This window comes from Scytonema sp. PRP1 (assembly GCF_036697665.2).
Taxonomy (GTDB): domain Bacteria; phylum Cyanobacteriota; class Cyanobacteriia; order Cyanobacteriales; family Nostocaceae; genus Kalymmatonema; species Kalymmatonema gypsitolerans.
Genome location: NZ_JBAHYJ020000039.1, coordinates 1 through 16832, shown reverse-complemented (window position 1 = coordinate 16832; position 16832 = coordinate 1). Strand labels below are relative to the sequence as shown.

At 45.4% G+C, this 16832-nt stretch carries 18 protein-coding genes and 3 pseudogenes; 6 read left to right on the top strand and 15 right to left on the bottom strand.

Features of this window, described 5'->3' with window-relative positions:
* A partial coding sequence (locus V5G28_RS07725; RefSeq protein ID WP_336230074.1) for a hypothetical protein occupies positions 1-748 on the top strand: 748 nt, incomplete at its 5' end.
* Between the two features lies 1 nt (position 749).
* Complete coding sequence (locus tag V5G28_RS07720) at positions 750-1172, top strand: hypothetical protein (protein ID WP_336230073.1); 423 nt, start codon at positions 750-752, stop codon at positions 1170-1172.
* 168 nt (positions 1173-1340) lie between these two features.
* On the opposite strand, the gene V5G28_RS07715 is transcribed toward V5G28_RS07720, so the two are convergent.
* Positions 1341-1541, bottom strand: a complete 201-nt coding sequence (locus tag V5G28_RS07715) for a hypothetical protein (RefSeq protein WP_336230071.1) — start codon at positions 1539-1541, stop codon at positions 1341-1343.
* Positions 1542-1636: 95 nt separating this feature from the next.
* Positions 1637-1861: a hypothetical protein gene (locus tag V5G28_RS07710; RefSeq protein WP_336230070.1), complete on the bottom strand. Its 225-nt coding sequence runs from the start codon at positions 1859-1861 to the stop codon at positions 1637-1639.
* 267 nt (positions 1862-2128) lie between these two features.
* Between V5G28_RS07710 and istA the strand changes: the two are divergent.
* The 3 genes and pseudogenes from istA to V5G28_RS07695 form a co-directional block, all read left to right on the top strand.
* Positions 2129-3808: pseudogene (gene istA, locus V5G28_RS07705) on the top strand (IS21 family transposase); the annotation flags it as partial.
* Positions 3690-4373 (top strand): annotated as a pseudogene (gene istB, locus V5G28_RS07700) (IS21-like element helper ATPase IstB); the annotation flags it as partial. The pseudogenes istA and istB, both read left to right, overlap by 119 nt.
* Positions 4374-4615: 242 nt before the next feature.
* Positions 4616-5629, top strand: a complete 1014-nt coding sequence (locus tag V5G28_RS07695; RefSeq protein WP_336230066.1) for an IS701 family transposase — start codon at positions 4616-4618, stop codon at positions 5627-5629.
* Positions 5630-5987: 358 nt separating this feature from the next.
* On the opposite strand, the gene V5G28_RS07690 is transcribed toward V5G28_RS07695, so the two are convergent.
* The 5 genes from V5G28_RS07690 to V5G28_RS07670 all read right to left on the bottom strand — a co-directional run bounded on the left by V5G28_RS07690 (position 5988) and on the right by V5G28_RS07670 (position 8803).
* Positions 5988-6188: a hypothetical protein gene (locus V5G28_RS07690; RefSeq protein ID WP_336230064.1), complete on the bottom strand. Its 201-nt coding sequence runs from the start codon at positions 6186-6188 to the stop codon at positions 5988-5990.
* A gap of 374 nt (positions 6189-6562) precedes the next feature.
* Positions 6563-6892, bottom strand: a complete 330-nt coding sequence (locus V5G28_RS07685; protein WP_336230063.1) for a helix-turn-helix domain-containing protein — start codon at positions 6890-6892, stop codon at positions 6563-6565.
* Positions 6889-7452 carry a hypothetical protein gene (locus tag V5G28_RS07680; RefSeq protein ID WP_336230061.1) on the bottom strand — a complete coding sequence of 188 codons (564 nt, stop codon included), beginning with the start codon at positions 7450-7452 and terminating at the stop codon, positions 6889-6891. The genes V5G28_RS07685 and V5G28_RS07680 overlap by 4 nt, the downstream gene beginning before the upstream one ends.
* A 128-nt stretch (positions 7453-7580) precedes the next feature.
* A complete protein-coding gene (locus V5G28_RS07675; RefSeq protein WP_336230059.1) occupies positions 7581-8438 on the bottom strand; it encodes a DUF5895 domain-containing protein in 858 nt (285 codons plus the stop codon).
* 83 nt (positions 8439-8521) lie between these two features.
* On the bottom strand, positions 8522-8803 hold the full coding sequence (locus V5G28_RS07670) for a hypothetical protein (protein ID WP_336230057.1): 282 nt from the start codon (positions 8801-8803) through the stop codon (positions 8522-8524).
* Positions 8804-9183: 380 nt separating this feature from the next.
* Here V5G28_RS07670 and V5G28_RS07665 point away from each other — a divergent pair, with 380 nt between their 5' ends.
* Entirely contained in the window at positions 9184-9417 is a 234-nt protein-coding gene (locus tag V5G28_RS07665) for a hypothetical protein (protein ID WP_336230055.1), read from the top strand.
* A 529-nt stretch (positions 9418-9946) separates the two neighbouring features.
* On the opposite strand, the gene V5G28_RS07660 is transcribed toward V5G28_RS07665, so the two are convergent.
* From V5G28_RS07660 to V5G28_RS07625, 8 genes and pseudogenes are all read right to left on the bottom strand, one after another.
* Positions 9947-10312, bottom strand: coding sequence for a hypothetical protein (locus V5G28_RS07660; protein ID WP_336230054.1), 366 nt, complete (start codon positions 10310-10312; stop codon positions 9947-9949).
* Positions 10313-10578: 266 nt separating this feature from the next.
* Complete coding sequence (locus V5G28_RS07655) at positions 10579-11982, bottom strand: helix-hairpin-helix domain-containing protein (RefSeq protein ID WP_336230053.1); 1404 nt, start codon at positions 11980-11982, stop codon at positions 10579-10581.
* Between the two features lie 36 nt (positions 11983-12018).
* Positions 12019-12912 (bottom strand): annotated as a pseudogene (locus V5G28_RS07650) (PP2C family serine/threonine-protein phosphatase); the annotation flags it as partial.
* A 47-nt stretch (positions 12913-12959) separates the two neighbouring features.
* On the bottom strand, positions 12960-13154 hold the full coding sequence (locus V5G28_RS07645; RefSeq protein WP_336230052.1) for a protein phosphatase 2C domain-containing protein: 195 nt from the start codon (positions 13152-13154) through the stop codon (positions 12960-12962).
* Between the two features lie 200 nt (positions 13155-13354).
* On the bottom strand, positions 13355-13903 hold the full coding sequence (locus tag V5G28_RS07640) for a vWA domain-containing protein (protein WP_336230051.1): 549 nt from the start codon (positions 13901-13903) through the stop codon (positions 13355-13357).
* A gap of 67 nt (positions 13904-13970) precedes the next feature.
* Positions 13971-14102 carry a hypothetical protein gene (locus V5G28_RS07635; protein ID WP_336230050.1) on the bottom strand — a complete coding sequence of 44 codons (132 nt, stop codon included), beginning with the start codon at positions 14100-14102 and terminating at the stop codon, positions 13971-13973.
* Positions 14103-14136: 34 nt separating this feature from the next.
* Entirely contained in the window at positions 14137-14346 is a 210-nt protein-coding gene (locus V5G28_RS07630; RefSeq protein ID WP_336230048.1) for a hypothetical protein, read from the bottom strand.
* Positions 14343-16694: an SPFH domain-containing protein gene (locus V5G28_RS07625; protein WP_336230046.1), complete on the bottom strand. Its 2352-nt coding sequence runs from the start codon at positions 16692-16694 to the stop codon at positions 14343-14345. Before V5G28_RS07625 ends, V5G28_RS07630 begins: the two co-directional genes overlap by 4 nt.
* Positions 16695-16832 lie beyond the last annotated feature (138 nt).

The following is a 16832-nucleotide window of genomic DNA, read 5'->3' as shown; positions in this document are numbered from 1 at the left end:
AGTAGCTTTACCGTTCGATGAGTATTTGTCTGACCAGCATGAAGTTGCAAATGTCTTATCCCAAACAAAATTATTTACTTATCGGGGAAAGCGCATTGAACTAGAGCCACAGGTCATTAAAGTGTTACCAGAGGGAGCAGGGATCGTGCAGTGGCGCAAGTTTCAGGCACTTCGACAAAAAGATGTCAGCAACCGGACTTATGTTGTGGTCATGGTTGGCTACCGGGATTTGACCTTTCTGGTGTTTCGGCAAGGGAAACCACCTACCGGGGAACCCAGCGGTACAGTTAAACTCGGCTACCTGGAGTTCCTACAATCGATCGCTCAAGGAATCTGTAAACCTGATAATCCCTACCTGTTTGATGCGCTGTTACGTCAGGCTGAAACCGTTGCCTTTCCCGATCAACCTGGAAAAACCTTTCCTCTCACAGAACGAAAGCAGAAGGCAGAGGCATTTTACTGGGAGCAGGTTCGCCACCATCTCAGTGACAAATTTGCGACTCTCGATATTCCCAATTATGAGGTGCTGGTTGGTGGGGGAACAGCCCTATCCACTCTACGTCCTCGCTTGGAAGCATTTTTAAGCACTTTACCGGGAGCAACAGTAAACTGGATGCCAGAACTGTTGCGAGAGGTCTCAACCGTTTTGAAAGTACCTTCTGAGTCAGACCAGGCTAGATTTGCTGACTGCTTTGGTGGAGCAAAATGGATGGGACTCAGGTTTGCACAGAAGGCTGAGGTGGCATGAGATGGCAAAGCGAGAACGGGTTTGTCTGCGGCGATTTGAAGCAGGAGAGGATTCAATGGAGGGCAAGCTATTTCGCTATGTCAACACTGATCCAAATCTGATTCCCCGTGAGGCTGTTTTACGGGCACTGAAAGCGTTTTACCTGCCCTGGGTATTAGAGTCTCAAGCGGGGGACTCGGAGTTACAAGCGATCGCCAAAACATCGATTCAAGAGTTACAGTACCGAATCTTCCAGATCCAGCAGCGTTTTCTGCCCGGAGAGTTTGTGTTGACTGCTTCGACTACTCCTTCATCAATGAAATCAACCATTATTTCTCCAAATATTCAACCGAAAGCAGAAGGAACCGCCTTTTCGATGACTTTGGCTGAAATGCGAGACGAGGTTGACCCAGAAGATTTGGATCAATTTCTGGATGATTTTTAGGTGCGTCTTTGGAACTTGGTTTGAAGATGGGCGATCGCTTTTCCGAAATTGCTGCCCCTGATATTCTCCATCCACTAATTGATATACAGAGAAGGTGGGTTGCTTCGGAGAGCCGATGTAACGCCAGACCCCCAACCCCAAATAATCCACTACCCAGTACTCTGGTAACTACAATGCTCCATAATCAATGAACTTATGCCCGTAATCATTCCGCCAGTTCGTACTTGCGACTTCAATGGCAATCTGGATAGATGCTCCCTGTATAATCATCAATCGCGTCTTCCAAAGTGGCTCATTCTCCGGAACCGTTTGCTCCAGAACAATGACTTCTAGGTTGTAGCCTAACTTATCGGTTTCAGCAGGTTTCACAATTGCTTGCCGAGGGATGAATGGGGAGTTGTAACCGCCGAATTTCTAGAAACAACTCACCTGCTAGACACTCACTTGCTCACGGTGTAAACGTCTCAAACCCGAAATCTCAATTCATCTAATAACTCCTGAAGCACTTGATCCAGGTAAGGGTACTTCCAGATCAACTGTTGAATCAGTTGATTAACAATTGTTGGAATTTCGTCAGAGCAAATTGGGACTTGCTCAGAATCAACCGTATGTTGACCAATATAGGTAATCAATCGGCTTACTTCTTTCAAGTTATAGACGGTGGTTGTTGGGCTAAAATCCTTACTCATTTATGACCCTCCAAATTACAAAGCTCAGAGCAATCTGGGCATGACACATAATTCCTTCCGTAACGCCGTATTGAACGACAATTAACTTGGCTGGTTGACGACAATTAACTTGACCGGCGGTCGCGATAGAGAAACTGAGATTCAGACGTTCTCATATTTAGCAGAACAGTTGAACTAAAAAATGGACACTGGCAGCGTCAATTAACGCCAATTAAAAGACTGCCAGTGCCCGGAAAACAAATTAATTATCAACAGGCTCAACTATATATGAAAGCAAGAGAGGATGGCTGTAGGCAGGAAACTGCGGCAGCTAAGAGTGGCATGTCTGTTCGCAGTGGCAGACGCATAGAGAAGGGAGAACATCAACCGAAACGAGGGCGACCGCACGACTGGCGGACTCGGATTGACCCATTGCTCGAGGTCTGGGAGAGCGAACTAGTGCCGATGTTGGAGCGACAACCGCAACTGCAAGCACTGACACTGCTGGAGCATTTGCAACAGAAGCATCCTGGTCAATATGGGCGTTCAGTGTTGCGAACGCTGCAACGACGGGTGCAACACTGGCGAGCAACCGCAGGACCTGCCAAGGAGGTGATGTTTGAACTAGCGCATCGTCCTGGGGAGATGGGGTTGTCTGATTTCACCCACTTCAAACAAGCCCAAATCACAATTGGCGGTAGACCATTTGAGCATTTGCTGTATCACTACCGGCTGGCATATAGCGGTTGGCAATATGTACAAGTGATTGGAGGTGGAGAGAGCTTTATTGCCTTGTCTGAAGGGTTGCAGAATGCACTAACAGCTTGCAGGGGTGTTCCTCAAGAACATCGAACGGATAGCCTGAGTGCCGCATATCGTAATCTGGGCGGTCGCAGCAATACTGACTTGACGCAGATGTACAGTCGGTTGTGTCACCACTACCAGGTGAAGCCAACTCGTAACAATCGGGGGATTGCCCATGAAAACGGTGCGATTGAATCACCTCATGGACATTTCAAGAATCGATTGCATCAAGCCTTATTGCTGCGTGAGTCCTTTGATTTTGAGTCCGTTGCTCAGTATCAACAGTTCATTGAACAAGTGGTCGAACGGCTCAACGAGCTGTGTCAAGAACGCTTTGCAACAGAGCAGGCGCACCTAATCCCCTTGCCTGCCTACCGCTATCCTGACTATGAGGTGTTGACTGTCAAAGTTACCACTCACAGTACGATTCAGGTCCGTTGCGTGACTTACACGGTGCCATCACGGCTTAAAGGGGCAACCTTAACGATCCACTTACACCATGACCGATTGCTGGGGTTTGTAGGCAGGGTGCAAGTGGTCGAACTCGTTCGCATTCATGTTCCTGGCAGCAACGCGATTCGACGTGCTCGCAGCGTTAATTATCGTCATGTCATTGATAGCTTGAGGCTCAAGCCTCGGGCGTTGTTGTCATGCATTTGGCAGCAGGAATTGATGCCTGACGACAATTACCGCCAATTATGGCAACAGATGCGTTCACAGTTCGATGCCTACACCGCTGCTCGCTTAATGACAGAAGCGCTTTACATTGCAGCCAAACAGGACAAGGAACATGCCGTTGCCACATATCTCAGCGAGCAGTTACAGGCAGGAAGCTTAACCCTGTTTGGCTTACAGCAACAGTTTCAGTTGACGGCTCAAGTTACGATTCCGACTCTGCAAACTCAACAACATGCGTTGCAAAACTATGACCAACTCCTCGGTACCCCTACCTCAAACGACAGCCATCGAGTCTCTCAGCCTACTGCTCAAGTCCCTCCGTCTACCTCACATCCACAAGCAGTGGCAAGAGTTGGAACGGCAAGCCCTCCAGCAGGGCTGGACTCATGCCCAGTTTCTGTTAGCAGTGTGCGAGCACGAAGCGACGCAACGCTATCAGAGTCGGGTCGAACGTGCTCTAAAAGACGCTCAGCTACCTCCGGCAAAGGCTTTCTCAAACTTTGACTTTGCCCGTTGCTCACCGCTCAATCCTGCAACTATTATGCAAATGGCTCAAGACACCGCTTGGCTCAAACGGGGTGAAAACCTGTTGCTATTTGGTCCATCAGGCGTTGGAAAAACTCATCTAGCCGCTGCCATGGGTCGTGCCTTGGTTGAACTGGGAGCAAGAGTGCGCTTTCTCTCTGCCACAACTGCGGTGCAACTATTACAAGCGGCAAAAGCAAATCTGCACCTGCAACAGGCACTCCTCAAGTTCGATAAGTATGACCTACTGATTCTCGATGACCTCAGTTACGTCAAAAAATCAGAAGCAGAAACCTCTGTCCTCTTTGAGTTGATTGCTCACCGTTACGAACTTAGAAGCTTGATGATTACTGCCAATCATCCCTTTAGTGCTTGGGATGATATCTTTACTGACTCGACGATGACCGTTGCTGCCGTTGACCGTTTAGTTCATCACGCCGTTATTCTTGAAATTCAAGCGGAAAGCTTCCGTCAACAGACCGCTAAACAGCGCTCTCTTGCTGATGAGAAAAAGCGGTCAAAATAATTGTCGCCAATCGGTCAGCATAGTTGACATTTGATACGCCGCTAGGCAGGTACCTCCTTCTCAGTGATGTGGAGAAAGCCTGCGCCGTTGCCCTCAGCATCTGCTTGACAAAAACGTAGAAGATGCACTGTTCCTCATTCTTAAATAAACAGGACTTACGCAGCGGCACTAGGGATAGGGAGTGGTTAAGTTGAGCTAACCTCGCTAGAGTTCCAGTATGAGTGCATCAAACAGCGATTGCGATGACATTTACAAAGCTGGACTACTGCCAATACTTGTTGAGTAGCCAAACCAACTTTACGTTGACTCATCTAGCGGAGCATTTGCAGCAATTCAGCCACGATGTGATTAACCGTTACTTGAGCCGTGAAAAGCTGACTCCTCGCCTGCTGTGGGAGCAGGTCAAACCGCTGATTGTTCCAGATGCAGCAGGATACTTGATTTTCGATGACACTGTTTTGGATAAACGCTTTAGCCAATCGATTGAACTGGTGAGGCGACAGTATAGTGGCAACGAACATCGGGTGATTCGTGGCATCGGGTTGATTAGTTGTCTGTACGTCAATGCCAGCACAGGAGAATTTTGGGTAGTTGACTACCGTTTGTACAACCCAGATGGGGATGGCAACAGTAAGCTTGACCATGTTCAAGACATGCTTAAAGGTGCGGTTTTCTCTAAGCAGTTGTCGTTTGCAATTGTGCTGATGGACAGTTGGTACGCCGCCAAGAAGTTGATGGCTCAGATTGAGGGGCTCGGCAAGGTCTACTACTGCCCCTTGAAAACAAACCGCTTAGTGGATGATAGCGGTGGCGATAAGCCATACAAGCGAATTGACCAACTGGGCTGGAGTGATACCGAAGCCAAACAAGGCAAGTTGGTTAAGCTACGAGGCTTTCCCAAAGACAAGAAGGTGAAATTGTTCCGTGTCATTGTCTCTACCGACAAGACGGAGTTTGTTGTCACAAACGACTTGACTCAAGATTCAACCGATGACACGCAACAGGTGTGTGCCATGCGTTGGAAGATTGAGCAGTTTCATCGGGAAGTCAAACAAACGACGGGTATCGAATCGTGTCAATGCCGTAAGCAGCGAATCCAGCGCAATCATATCGCTTGTGCTTTGCTCGTTTGGACACGCCTGAAGCAGTTTGCTCAGGCTACGGCAACCAGCATCTATCAACTCAAGAGTGGGCTGTTATCCAACTATCTGATTGGACAACTCAAGTCACCCACTCTTGCTATGAAGTTGGGCTAGACTGACCACCACATACATCTGCGTAAGTCCTGAGACAATCAAATAAGGATATCCATCTCTTGACAAACCGGCATGACGAATTTGTCCACCGATCAATTTGCTAAGTTCTTGCTGATAAAAGTCCATCACCGTACCTCCAAATGAAGAGGGAGGCCATGTCGGACTCCCCCGTCTGCTGTTGATGTTTATATGGTCTATGCCTGAGCGATCGCCTTCAAGGTGCCGTCTTTAAGCAATGCCCTCTTGGGCAGTCCTATTTAGGAAAGAGTAATTGTTGTGCCAGTTAGTTGGGGGGATAGGAGGAGTGAACAATACTTCTCCTATCCCAAAGTGACAGATTGCCAATCTACAGTTGATTCTAGCCTGGATCAATGTTGTTCCTGGAAATCAGTGCTGCATCGAACACAATTTCGTAAGCAGCATTTGGAATCATGCGACGCAGGGTAGCAAGATGTGCTTCTGCATCACCTCGTCGCCGAAACCGTGCTACTGTAAGCCGTTGCAGGTTAGGTAAGGCACGGATAATGCACCAGGGAGATAGTCGATCTGCATAAGTCATCGAGATGCCTCCGTAAGAGTTGAATGTGGGGCTAGTGCGCCTTGAATCACATCGGAGAGATGCTGATAGGTTGAGTTCTGCTCAAGTGGGTGAAGCACCCAGGTACTAACGGGGCAGGTTGAAACGTAAGGTGATAGAATTGCCCTGACTCGACCTGAACTACCCAGACGGCTTTTCTAGGTTGTTTCGAGCCCTGTATCCCTGATTTCTGAGGGCAGCACGAATTAGGGCAATTTCTCTTGCTACCCGTTGCCCGTCCCTTCCCATTGACTGCTTCACGTTGCTGAACTCCTGATGGTCGTACATCTGCAAGAGTCAACGTAGCGAGAAGAAGTTGGCAAAAACAGATCCAGTGGATCTTGAAATTTTTGAAGTTATGTGCTCTTGTCGTCTGTCTTAACGATTGAATGGGCAGGAGGGCAAAGGGTATCCATCAGTTCTGCTGGAATCTCTTCGTAGTGTTGCAACAGAAAGTCCATCAATGCCAGGTGATAAAGGTCTGAAGGACTGGGGGCACGGTAGCTGCTCCCGCGACTGAACCAGCGCCGCACTGTTGCGGGCGATCGCCCACAGATAGCTGCGATCGCTTCATAGCTGATGTCCCATCGTGCATAGAACTGCCGGGGAGAAAGTCTGAGGCTGCAATGGATATACCGCTGAATTAGCTTTAGCTCCTGCTCCTGTAAGGGATGTGGTTCAGTCATAGTTCGGTTCCCCCCTTCCAAGCTTCCAGGTCGTCCTCCCAAGCAGTGTCAGCGACGACTTGCCCCACAGGTTGCCCCAGCCACACCAGATATTTCCATGTCCATTGTCTGATGTGACGGGCATAAGCATAAAAATGTCCAAGGATGATGCCATCCTGAGCTTTAGAACTTTCCCTCAGTAGGATCCAGCGAACAGTAGCCCCATCAGCAAATCTGGGCACAGGGGTCTGCTTCGGAAATTGTTTGGGTAAATCCTTGAAGGGTTGAAGTGGCTTGAGTTCAAAGATTGGTAGGTCAGCGATCGCTTTTATATCGTCACGCAAAATCCAGAGATATTGAGCAATGGTCTGACTGTGAAGATTGAGGGCAAGCTGTTGTATCAGTAATGCAGCAAGGCTCTCCAGTTCAGCCTCATTTAGACATATCGATTCTTCCTCACTATCAAGTGTAGAAAGGTGTCTGATCGCGTCGATAAGTTCAGCGACTTTGAAATTATGAAGGGCTTGATGATAATCCCTGTAGCGATCGCCACAGGGATTAGGGATTGACTGAGCGAACATAGCGTGTAGCTCCAAACGAAAACCCGGACAGGGTTAGCCATCCGGGTACTACAAAAACTTTAATTACTGAAGGATTTAGTAATCCTGGGGAAATCGAGGTTCTCAGACTTTAGCGATCGCTAAAACCATCAAAAATCCTCGTCATAGTCGTAAATGGTTTCATGGTCACAGGTTGGTTCAGTTGAAGACTGGAATTGCTTTTGTGCTGTGGCTTCCTGTTCCACTGAACCAAACCCCTCCCATTTCTCGAAGTCAACCAAAATCTTCTCTTTGAGCGATTCGTTGTAGCCGATGAAATAAGACTTCCAGGTATCAGCAGTGGGAGAACCATAAGTTTCAATTGAACACGCCCATGATTTCTTGCGATCGCCTTTCAACTGGGGTTTGACCCGAACCGCCAAAATCGATAGCGCCATGAAGCGATCGCCTCTCGGCTTCCTTGCACCAGTGGCAGTGCCGTAAGCCTTGCTCATCTCACCCTGAAATTTCCTGACGACTTCGCCAAAGCAGCCATTGAAGGAGCCTTTGGCAGTTAGCAGTAGCGGGGAGGTGTGAAAAAGCGCTTTGCTCCTGCTGACGAGATAGACGAGGTAACGTGTTTTGAGAACAACCGTGTTGCGATCGTAGCGGGACTTTTGGAACACTCCCAAAAATTCACCACTCTCTCGCTCGAACATCATCAGCTTCGATTTCCGCAGAATCAGAAATCGGGCGGTTATGGAACGATAGCCTTCTGCGGTTTCTCCACTTTGAAATGTTTCTGTATGAAATGACCATTCCTCGTTGGGGACAAATCCGGCTGCTTCCATATTTTCAGCAGTGATGAAGAAACCAGACTCATCAAGGTTTTGATGATTGAGCATCTGAATGTAAGGCAGAGTCTCATGCCCTCCTTCAAACTGCTCAGAATCAAACTCATCCCGTCCAGTTGTCTTAGAATAATGTCCATCGGATTGAAGCGTCATTGTTGATGTCGTAAATGCCATGATGAAAACCTTGATTGGAAGTGAAGCGATAAAAAATCGGGGCAAGGCTCTAAACCTTGCTCTGTTGATCACAGTGCCGATGCTTAAAATTCGTCGCAGGAATAGAAGCGTTCAGCACCATCGATATGACCAAAAGCAAAATATTGGTGAGGTGAGTAGTGCTGAATACGTTTAGTTTCTGGATCAGCGGGGAGTTCTTTGACTCCCGCTAGATATCCTTCCAGATACGCCTGGTCTTTGTACTCTGGCATCCGACCAAAAGCAGCATCCGTCTTGCCATCCAGGAAGCGCTCGTAATGTTCCTGCCGGATGATGTCCTGCTGCTCGTCGCGCTCTGCTGCCAAACAATCGTCAATAAAAGCCATAATCAAAATACTCCATGTGAGTCGGGAGAGTGCTGAAGTTTCTCAGGCTGTGGCACTCTCTTGTTTACAAGTAGACGAACAAATTTCGTAACGGCTGGGTTATAACCTTGCGGCATTCATCACCAGTTCTGCGGCGGAACGTTCGTTCCCTTTACAGCAGGTTCCCCGTACTTCTTGGCTCCGGTGTCCGATTGCTTGTCATGAATCTATTATAGCCCACGTATACATGGGCATACTATTTTAGGATAACTTTTCAGATATAGATTTCTGATCAAAAAGGCCCAATTGAATGATTACGATCAGTTTTTCTGATCATTCGTGAAAGGCAAAACCCGTGTATACTTGGGCAAATCTATCCAGTCTGTTTGCTGTTGCTTCCAATGAGTGATCCCCCACCTCGGCGTGACTATCTGACCCGCTTTCAGCAGCAGGGTGAAGTCGCAATGGCGCGTAATCCTCTTAGTGTGCGAATGCCAGAGGACATTGATGCGATTGTTCGAGCAAAGGGCGATCGCACAGCATGGTTGAGAGATGCAATTATTGAAAAGCTCTGGCGCGAGGGGAATTTACCAGAGCAGTATCACCATTTAGTTTCTGACAGTCCTGAGCTATAGATAAACTGTCCAATTTCTGCTGTAGAGCAGGTCGCAATTCCCATGGTGTTACAGCGGTAGAAATAGCCAAATGCTAGTGGCGCCTAATGTCTGATAAAAAGGCAGTAACCTAGTGGTTAGGAGTAGCAACTCAGTGTTATGCAACGAGAGCTGGTGGTCGCTGACTCACAAAAGTACATCAATCGTAGCTTTCAAGCGATCGAAGGTACGATTCGGGTTTACAGATCTACACGTTGAACGCCTTTAGAGATCTGGCGATCGTGTTCCTCTATAGCTTGCTACTCCTGAAATAATCCATTTGGCGTACTCTTGACGAGAACTCTTCCCAAGCAGATAGACTCAACTGTCCGCTACAGATTAAGCCGCTTATCGTCCATGCTAATGCTTTAAGATGATACAAATCGCTGGCACAACTGTGTTGACGCAGCAAGTCTAATAATTGGTGCTACAAGGAGGGTAGAGTTTGTCATGCTAGATGACTGTTGTGCTGTAACTCTAATCTATCTATCCTTTTTCCTAATTCCCACGCCTATAAGTTTTCACCTCCTTTTATGCAGTCATCTTCTTGTCTAACCTTCACTTCTAAGTTATCGAAATAGACTACAACTGCTTCATCACCTATTCGTTCTGATACAAGCCCAATTTCACCCAATTTAAGTGAATCGTCCCGAAAAAAACCTACTCTTTGATCATTAACAAACCCTATAATTAAGTTTCCTTTAGCAGCTATTCCTAAACGATTCGGTTGACCAGGTCTATAGCGGTCTGCATTCCCGGTTTCTCTGGTATTCCATCCTACGTCGTCGCGTATACCCATTGTAACGTCGCCGTCATCTTCAATTCTCAAAAAATATCCCTTCCAGTCTTCATTTTCCCATTCTGCTCTAATCAGCAATCCGAAAGGAACATTGTCATTACCACTAGCTTTTTTAACGTCAGCAGAAAAGACAATATCTGTAAACCGGCAAGAATCCCATGCAGATACTCCATAACCTTGTCCATTCCATTAGATTGCAACCCAAGTTTTTCCACCGTCCTGAAGTAGTCCGCCATCCTTAATTTCTGATCCAGTTGGTAAAGCCCATTGTTCCTCCTCTTCAAGCTGCTTTGAAGAATCAATATCAGTGAAAGTTTCCTGAAAAATGGGGTAATTAATTTCACTTACGTCAAGTTCAACTTCAAGTTGAGCCTCAGTTGAGCTTGCCTAACTTGATCATGCCAGCAACTAATCGAAATGATTAAAATTGTTAGAAATGATAGAGTAACTAGAAGATGCCTTCTAACTAGCCAAACACTTAGCTTCAATATACTACGTAACAAATTGAATGCAAGTGGCAAGATGTAATTACCACTGAACTGAGCAATTACACTTAAAGCTTTCAGGAAGCCATTCCCTTTTGCTTTTGATAATTTAATTTTATTAAGTGAAATTTTGTTCAAGGACTGTCCACGAGTTTTGTTATTAACAAAGCTTCTACTAGGTGTAGGAGTAGGTGAGTTAACTGTGGAGGATGGGACTCTGGGTGTTGAACTTCTGTAAGATTGTGTAGAAGGAAAAATGTCATAATTATTTAATAGCTGTTTTCGTTCGCACCAGTAACACTTACCATAATTCTGTGAGTAGTAATGCTCTTGCTCAAATGAGCAATTCCTTAAATTTTCTTTTGCGGAACTCAACGCTTTAACCCAAGCTGCTGCACTAGGGCGAGAATTAGGATTGCTATGACCATTATCGAAACATTGACGAAAGTATAGCTGGAGAGTTGGATGCAAGATGTTCAAAGGCATTGATGAAGGACCTGGACGTATCATTGCAGTTGATCCATACATCCAGTGTCCATTACGAATACGTTCATCAGGGTTAGACTGATCTCCTATGCCCACCCATTTACCAGAGAAGGGATGATACCCAAACAGCAACAGCCAGATAATAACTGCTAAACCAAAACGATCCTGTACTTCAGAGCGATCGACGACTTGGAAATCTTTCCCAAACATTTCGTGAGGAGTATACTCTGGTGAGGCTACAGGGCTTCGATACACCTTACCAGTATTTGGGTCGATGATTTGAAATGAGTCTGTGTCAATGATAGAAACCAAGCCCTTTGCATTAACTAGTAAGTTCTCCGGCTTCAAGTCACCCACTACATAGTTATAAGCGTGTAGCGCTTGTAGAACCGTTGCAATGTTAAGTGCAGTTGTATGTAGATAGAGCCAGTTAAATCCTGCTGCATTTTTCTTCCGCATTTCAGGATTGTAAACATTGATTAGTGTTTGACCATCCTGAATTAGAGGCATCAAGAAGCCTAAGCATCGACCATGATCATCTTCTAAAAGAGCGTTAGGCCATGCGATTGAGGTATGACCTCGTGATGCCGCTGGATCAATAGGCGGATGCTTCATCATGACCCACAGCTTATTAATTTTTTCTTGGTCTACTGAATGATAAATCTTGGCTAAATATCCATTTCTGCTCGTTCTAAAAATCCTTCCCTCACCACTGTTAGCTATCTCCTCATAAAGCTCAACCGTTGTACGGCTAATTGCATCTTGAAGTCGCATCATGATAGTTCACCACTTTATTTTACTGAAGGATTCAAGCTACAAAAATAATCCCAAGAAGCCTGGCAGTCTTTTTACCCAATGCCTTCTCCTTCTGTAAACCCCAGCACGAAAATAATTAACTACCGTAATATCTTTCGTTCTAGAGTTCTTTAAGCTATGCACACATCTATAAATTGCTTGTCCTAAAGATCGCTGATATACAAGCGGTTCATTGGATAATAGAATAACTTCTATTAATTCGGTTTTGACTTCAAGTCTAGGAGTAACATTTTGATATCCTTGCTCATTAAGTTCATCAGTGAGTAATTTGAGAGCTTGTATAATATCCTGATTGACTGATGAACTGCGACTCAAAGCCACATCCCTAACAGCTTCAGACTTTGAGAATTTACTGCTTGCAGCAACTTTTGGTTTCTCTAAAGGAACTTCTTCTCCGCTCTGTAAACTATCTTCCTGCTCTATTTGATATTTTTGGGGAGCTGTGGATTTCTGAAAAGCACATAGAAGCAAAGTCTTATCATCATCCGTGCTTTGATTAATCTTATTGGAGTTTAGAAAGATCCTGAGTTCTCCCTCCTTTGTGATTAAAGGTTTTTCAGAGAAAATATGCTTTTCAAGAGGCTCAAAAAACTTCTCAAATGGTCTCCAATCCTCAGATTTTACAAGAGATAAATTTTCAACTCCATCAGTCGCAGCACAAACAAACTGATAGGAAATATTTCTCATACAAGTCTGCATTTCTAGGAGTGACTTGGCGGATGTTACAGAAGTTGTTTCATTAGCAAACTCCCCTTTGTCGGGCTTAAAGAGTAGCTCATACTTTCCCTGTGAGGAGCGTACTACAAGCAATCCATCTCCTACCTGCATAGCAAATATGCGCGTTGGAGTAGCAACAAAAGCTATTAAGGTACAAGATAAGTCTTGCAATAAATAACCATTTGCTTGAGCTTGATGGGTTAGTTCAGCTTTTACAGCTTCTAACGTAGTTCTAAGACGCGGCTCACAAACCTTTCATCTAGCGGCTCAGATAACCAATCTTCTTGAGAAAGCTGAGAGACTACAACTTTGACAGTTATATGAGAACCAAGCTCTGAGTGTGCCGCGCTTCCCATCCCATCAGATACTGCACCCGACGAGAACTTGACCATTGGAAAGCATTGTAAAACCTGCACAATCTTGGCATGGCTCCTCTGCTTTTATATGCTTTTCTCCTACAGCGCTTACTGCAATTGCTTGCCAAGACATAAATTTAGTCCACTTAAGATCTGATTTTTCCCCAACTGTAGATAGGCGGTAATTCCATCACCTACTTTACTTTTGGAAAGTATTTTCATAGAAGCAGACAACCAGCGGAATAGCTCTCTCTGGAACCTTAGTCGATCCAACATAGCAGGCGGAATCCTGGAGAGGCAATCTGGCCGAGAGTTGCCATATCAGCACCTTGCACTCCTACCGCAAAGAAGCTCAGTTTGCCGTCTGCAACTGCTTGCTTTGCTCGTTGCGCTGCCTGCTGCCACGAATCCGTTGGACTACCATCAGTAATAAGAAAGAGCCAGGGACGGTAGTATTGAACACCATTGTTCTTATAAACTGACTTGCGCTTTTCAATAGTGTCCAGTGCTAGCTCAATTCCCTGTCCTGTACTTGTTCTACCAATTGCTTGCAGTACTGGTGGAATAAACTGATTAATTGTGACGAAATCCTGAACGACTTGAGCAGAGTTATCAAAGGTTATAACAGCAACCTCGACACGAAGAGAAGCGGTAGGATCTTGCTCAACTTCTTGTTTGAATGTCGTAACTCCTAGATTTAACTGATCAATTCGCTCTCCTGACATAGAACCAGAAGTATCAAGAAGCAAAACAACCGGACAACGTGTTTCAGGATTTACAGCAAACTCAATGTTATCTTCCAGATGCATTCGTCTCTCCTTATCTAATTAGCGATGCCATGATGCAAGATTGAATAGCTTGTTGGTACTACCCGAACTACCCACCAACCCTTGCCCAAGTTGTAATAGGTGAAAGGTCGATATCACTTCCAACTTGACTGTGTGTGACTTTTTTCACCTCATCAGCAAGCCAGTAGAATAACTCCTGGAATTTCAATCCATCTAACATTACGGTGGAAGTCCATCTGGTGGAGTTAGTTGTCCTAGATACTAATATTGGTATCCTGAGCACCAACTGCGAAGAACGTTAGATTATCCTTGGTAGCGGCTTCTGCAACCAGTCGTGCAGCATTTTGCCAGTTGTCAGTTGGAGTGCTACCTGAGATCAGAAATACCCAAGGCTTGTAATGAGGAATGCTATTACTAGCATAAGTAGCCTTACGTTGCTCCAGAATTTCCAGCCCTTTCCTCAATTCCCTGCCCTGTAGCAGTGCTGCCGCTTGGTAGAAGGGAGGATGGGTAAGCTATCGACAGTTGTGAAGTTTTGAACTACCTCTACGGGACTGCCAAACTTGATTACAGCAATTTCAGCACGACGAGAGGCTGTTGCATCCTTTAGAACCTTTCGCTTGAAAGTAACCAACCCCTCAGTTAGCTGGTTGATATATTCGTTCGACATCGAGTTAGATGTATCAAGGAGCAACACGATTGGACAACGCGGCTCTGTTATTGCAGGTGTAACTGCTGACGGTGAAGTAGGAGACTTTGGAAGTATGTTAGGCTGTACTCCATTAGTTAATGCCAGATTAGATGCATTGATCGAATTGCCAGGGCGTAGTATTGAAGCAATTAGTGCCTGAACCGAACCAGAACCTCCTGCATCAGCTCCACTAACCCATACATCCGGCAATTTAAGGTTGGCGATTTGCTTTAATTTTTCTACGTCTAAGAATCCCTCTTGACCCATCACATCAACAACTGCTTGCATAATCTCTGCTTGAGCTTTCCCTTGTGCGCGAGTTGCATCTGCTTCAGCTAGTGATTCATATCTTCGAGCGATCGCCTTGAGGTCGGCAATCTTAATTCCTTGTTCATAACGGACTAAATCCCTTTGGATTTCAGTCAACGCTTGTTCATAAACAAATTGACGGCGAGCAACTTCCATTAACCGTTGTGCCTCATACAATTTCCCCTCCTGCTCAGCGATCTTAATTCCATTTCTCACTTTCTCAAGAACATCGGGTAAATCAATTTCGTTGATGTAAGTACCAAGAGCTTCTACTCCAAACTCAATTAGTGCTTTCTTAATATGATCTATTGCATCTCCCTGCCTATCAACACGATTATCATGGAAATCCAATGCTTCGTAGCCTTGGGCAGAGTTATAGAAGTAATTTCCAACCATTGGTTCTAATACTCTGTTAACAAGGCTTCTGATTGAAGCGAATCTTATGACACCAGTAGATGAGCTGATCGTGATCTGCTTGTCTGCTGCTCCTGGAGAACCAACACGGGAAATCATTTTTGGAGCATCTTGCCCAGATATACGAATGATCTGTGTTACTTCAACATTTAGAGGAAATCCATCTTTAGAGTGTATTCGCAAAGCGTGAAGTTGGGAATCGTAATTCTCAGGCTGCTTCGTCTTTTTATTAGACCAATCCAAGGTGATGTGGTGAGTAGGGACGACTACTATGTCCATTACTTCTGTGTTGATAGGATGTTTACCAGGATAGAAGGGCGTTCTCCAAACTCCTTTGTATCCCGGTTCAACAAGGGTCTCTATAGATCCAAAACCGTTATCCCTACCAACATGTGAGATGACAACTCCAACTGTTCCAGCGGAAATATGTGTCAATTGTCTTTGCTCTACTTTGACAAACCAGGGATTTAATTGCCATGCTCCCTCTAAGAGAACCTCTTCCTGTAAACCTTTATAGCCACCGCCATCGACAAATTTTTGACCATTCTGAAAATTATCATGGCCTGGAATGCGGGGACCTGCAATCTCTCCCGGCGGAAGCGTTTTACCCTCAAGCGTAGTAACAACACCTAGCATTCCAGGATTTACCCTGTACATTTTCAAATCTTTGGGGGTAAGGTTGAGGCTATGCCCATTCACATTATCGCTGGTAATAACTGTAAAGAGTCTTGTATTGATGCGGTAATCACCAGGAGGTAGAACTTCAATCTGAGGACCTTTTTCGCCACCTTGCACCAGAAATGCACGTGCATCTTGAAAGTTCATACAAGCAGGAATAGCTCTACCTAAATTTCGTCCAGATGGAAGGGGTTGTCCATCATTTGCCATCACTAGAGCAATTTCACCTTGCCGAACACGAATCACTGGTTCTTTGCGAATGGTATACATCCATGACCAGTACCCAAAGTGCCAACCAGGAGCTAATGTATCTGCTTGGCAACCTGCTTCCCCATTGAGTGCAATCGAACGATAAGCAGGAAGTTTTGGGTGCCCAGGGTTAAGATTAAACCTTTTAATGACAATTCCAACTTCATCATCGCCAATCTTGACGCATCCTTGAGGGATGCTGATTGCAGCGATAACAATTCCAGCTACTAGGACAGCGACTAGAAAACCAACACCAGACATTTCTACAATTTCTGTATTCTCGAAAATTGCTTCTTCTTGATTGGCTTGAGATGGCTTGGTTGGTGTTGCTAGCGTAATCTGGTTCGCCAGTACTTGCTGAGAATGGGCTGACGCTGAACCAATTTGAGGAATGGTTGCGCCTAGCACCATTCCTAGAAGTGCAATACTTGCTAATTCTCTAATTTTGAAATGTGCTTTTTTGGATTTCATAGTTTTGGCTCTGTGGTCGACTATATTTATTAACTTTGTGCTTCTAGACAGGTGCCGAAATGAGATAAGAAGTATCGGAAACTAGGCTCCCAAAAATTCCAACTGTTTTCCCCATATCCAAACGAGGGTAAATGACCT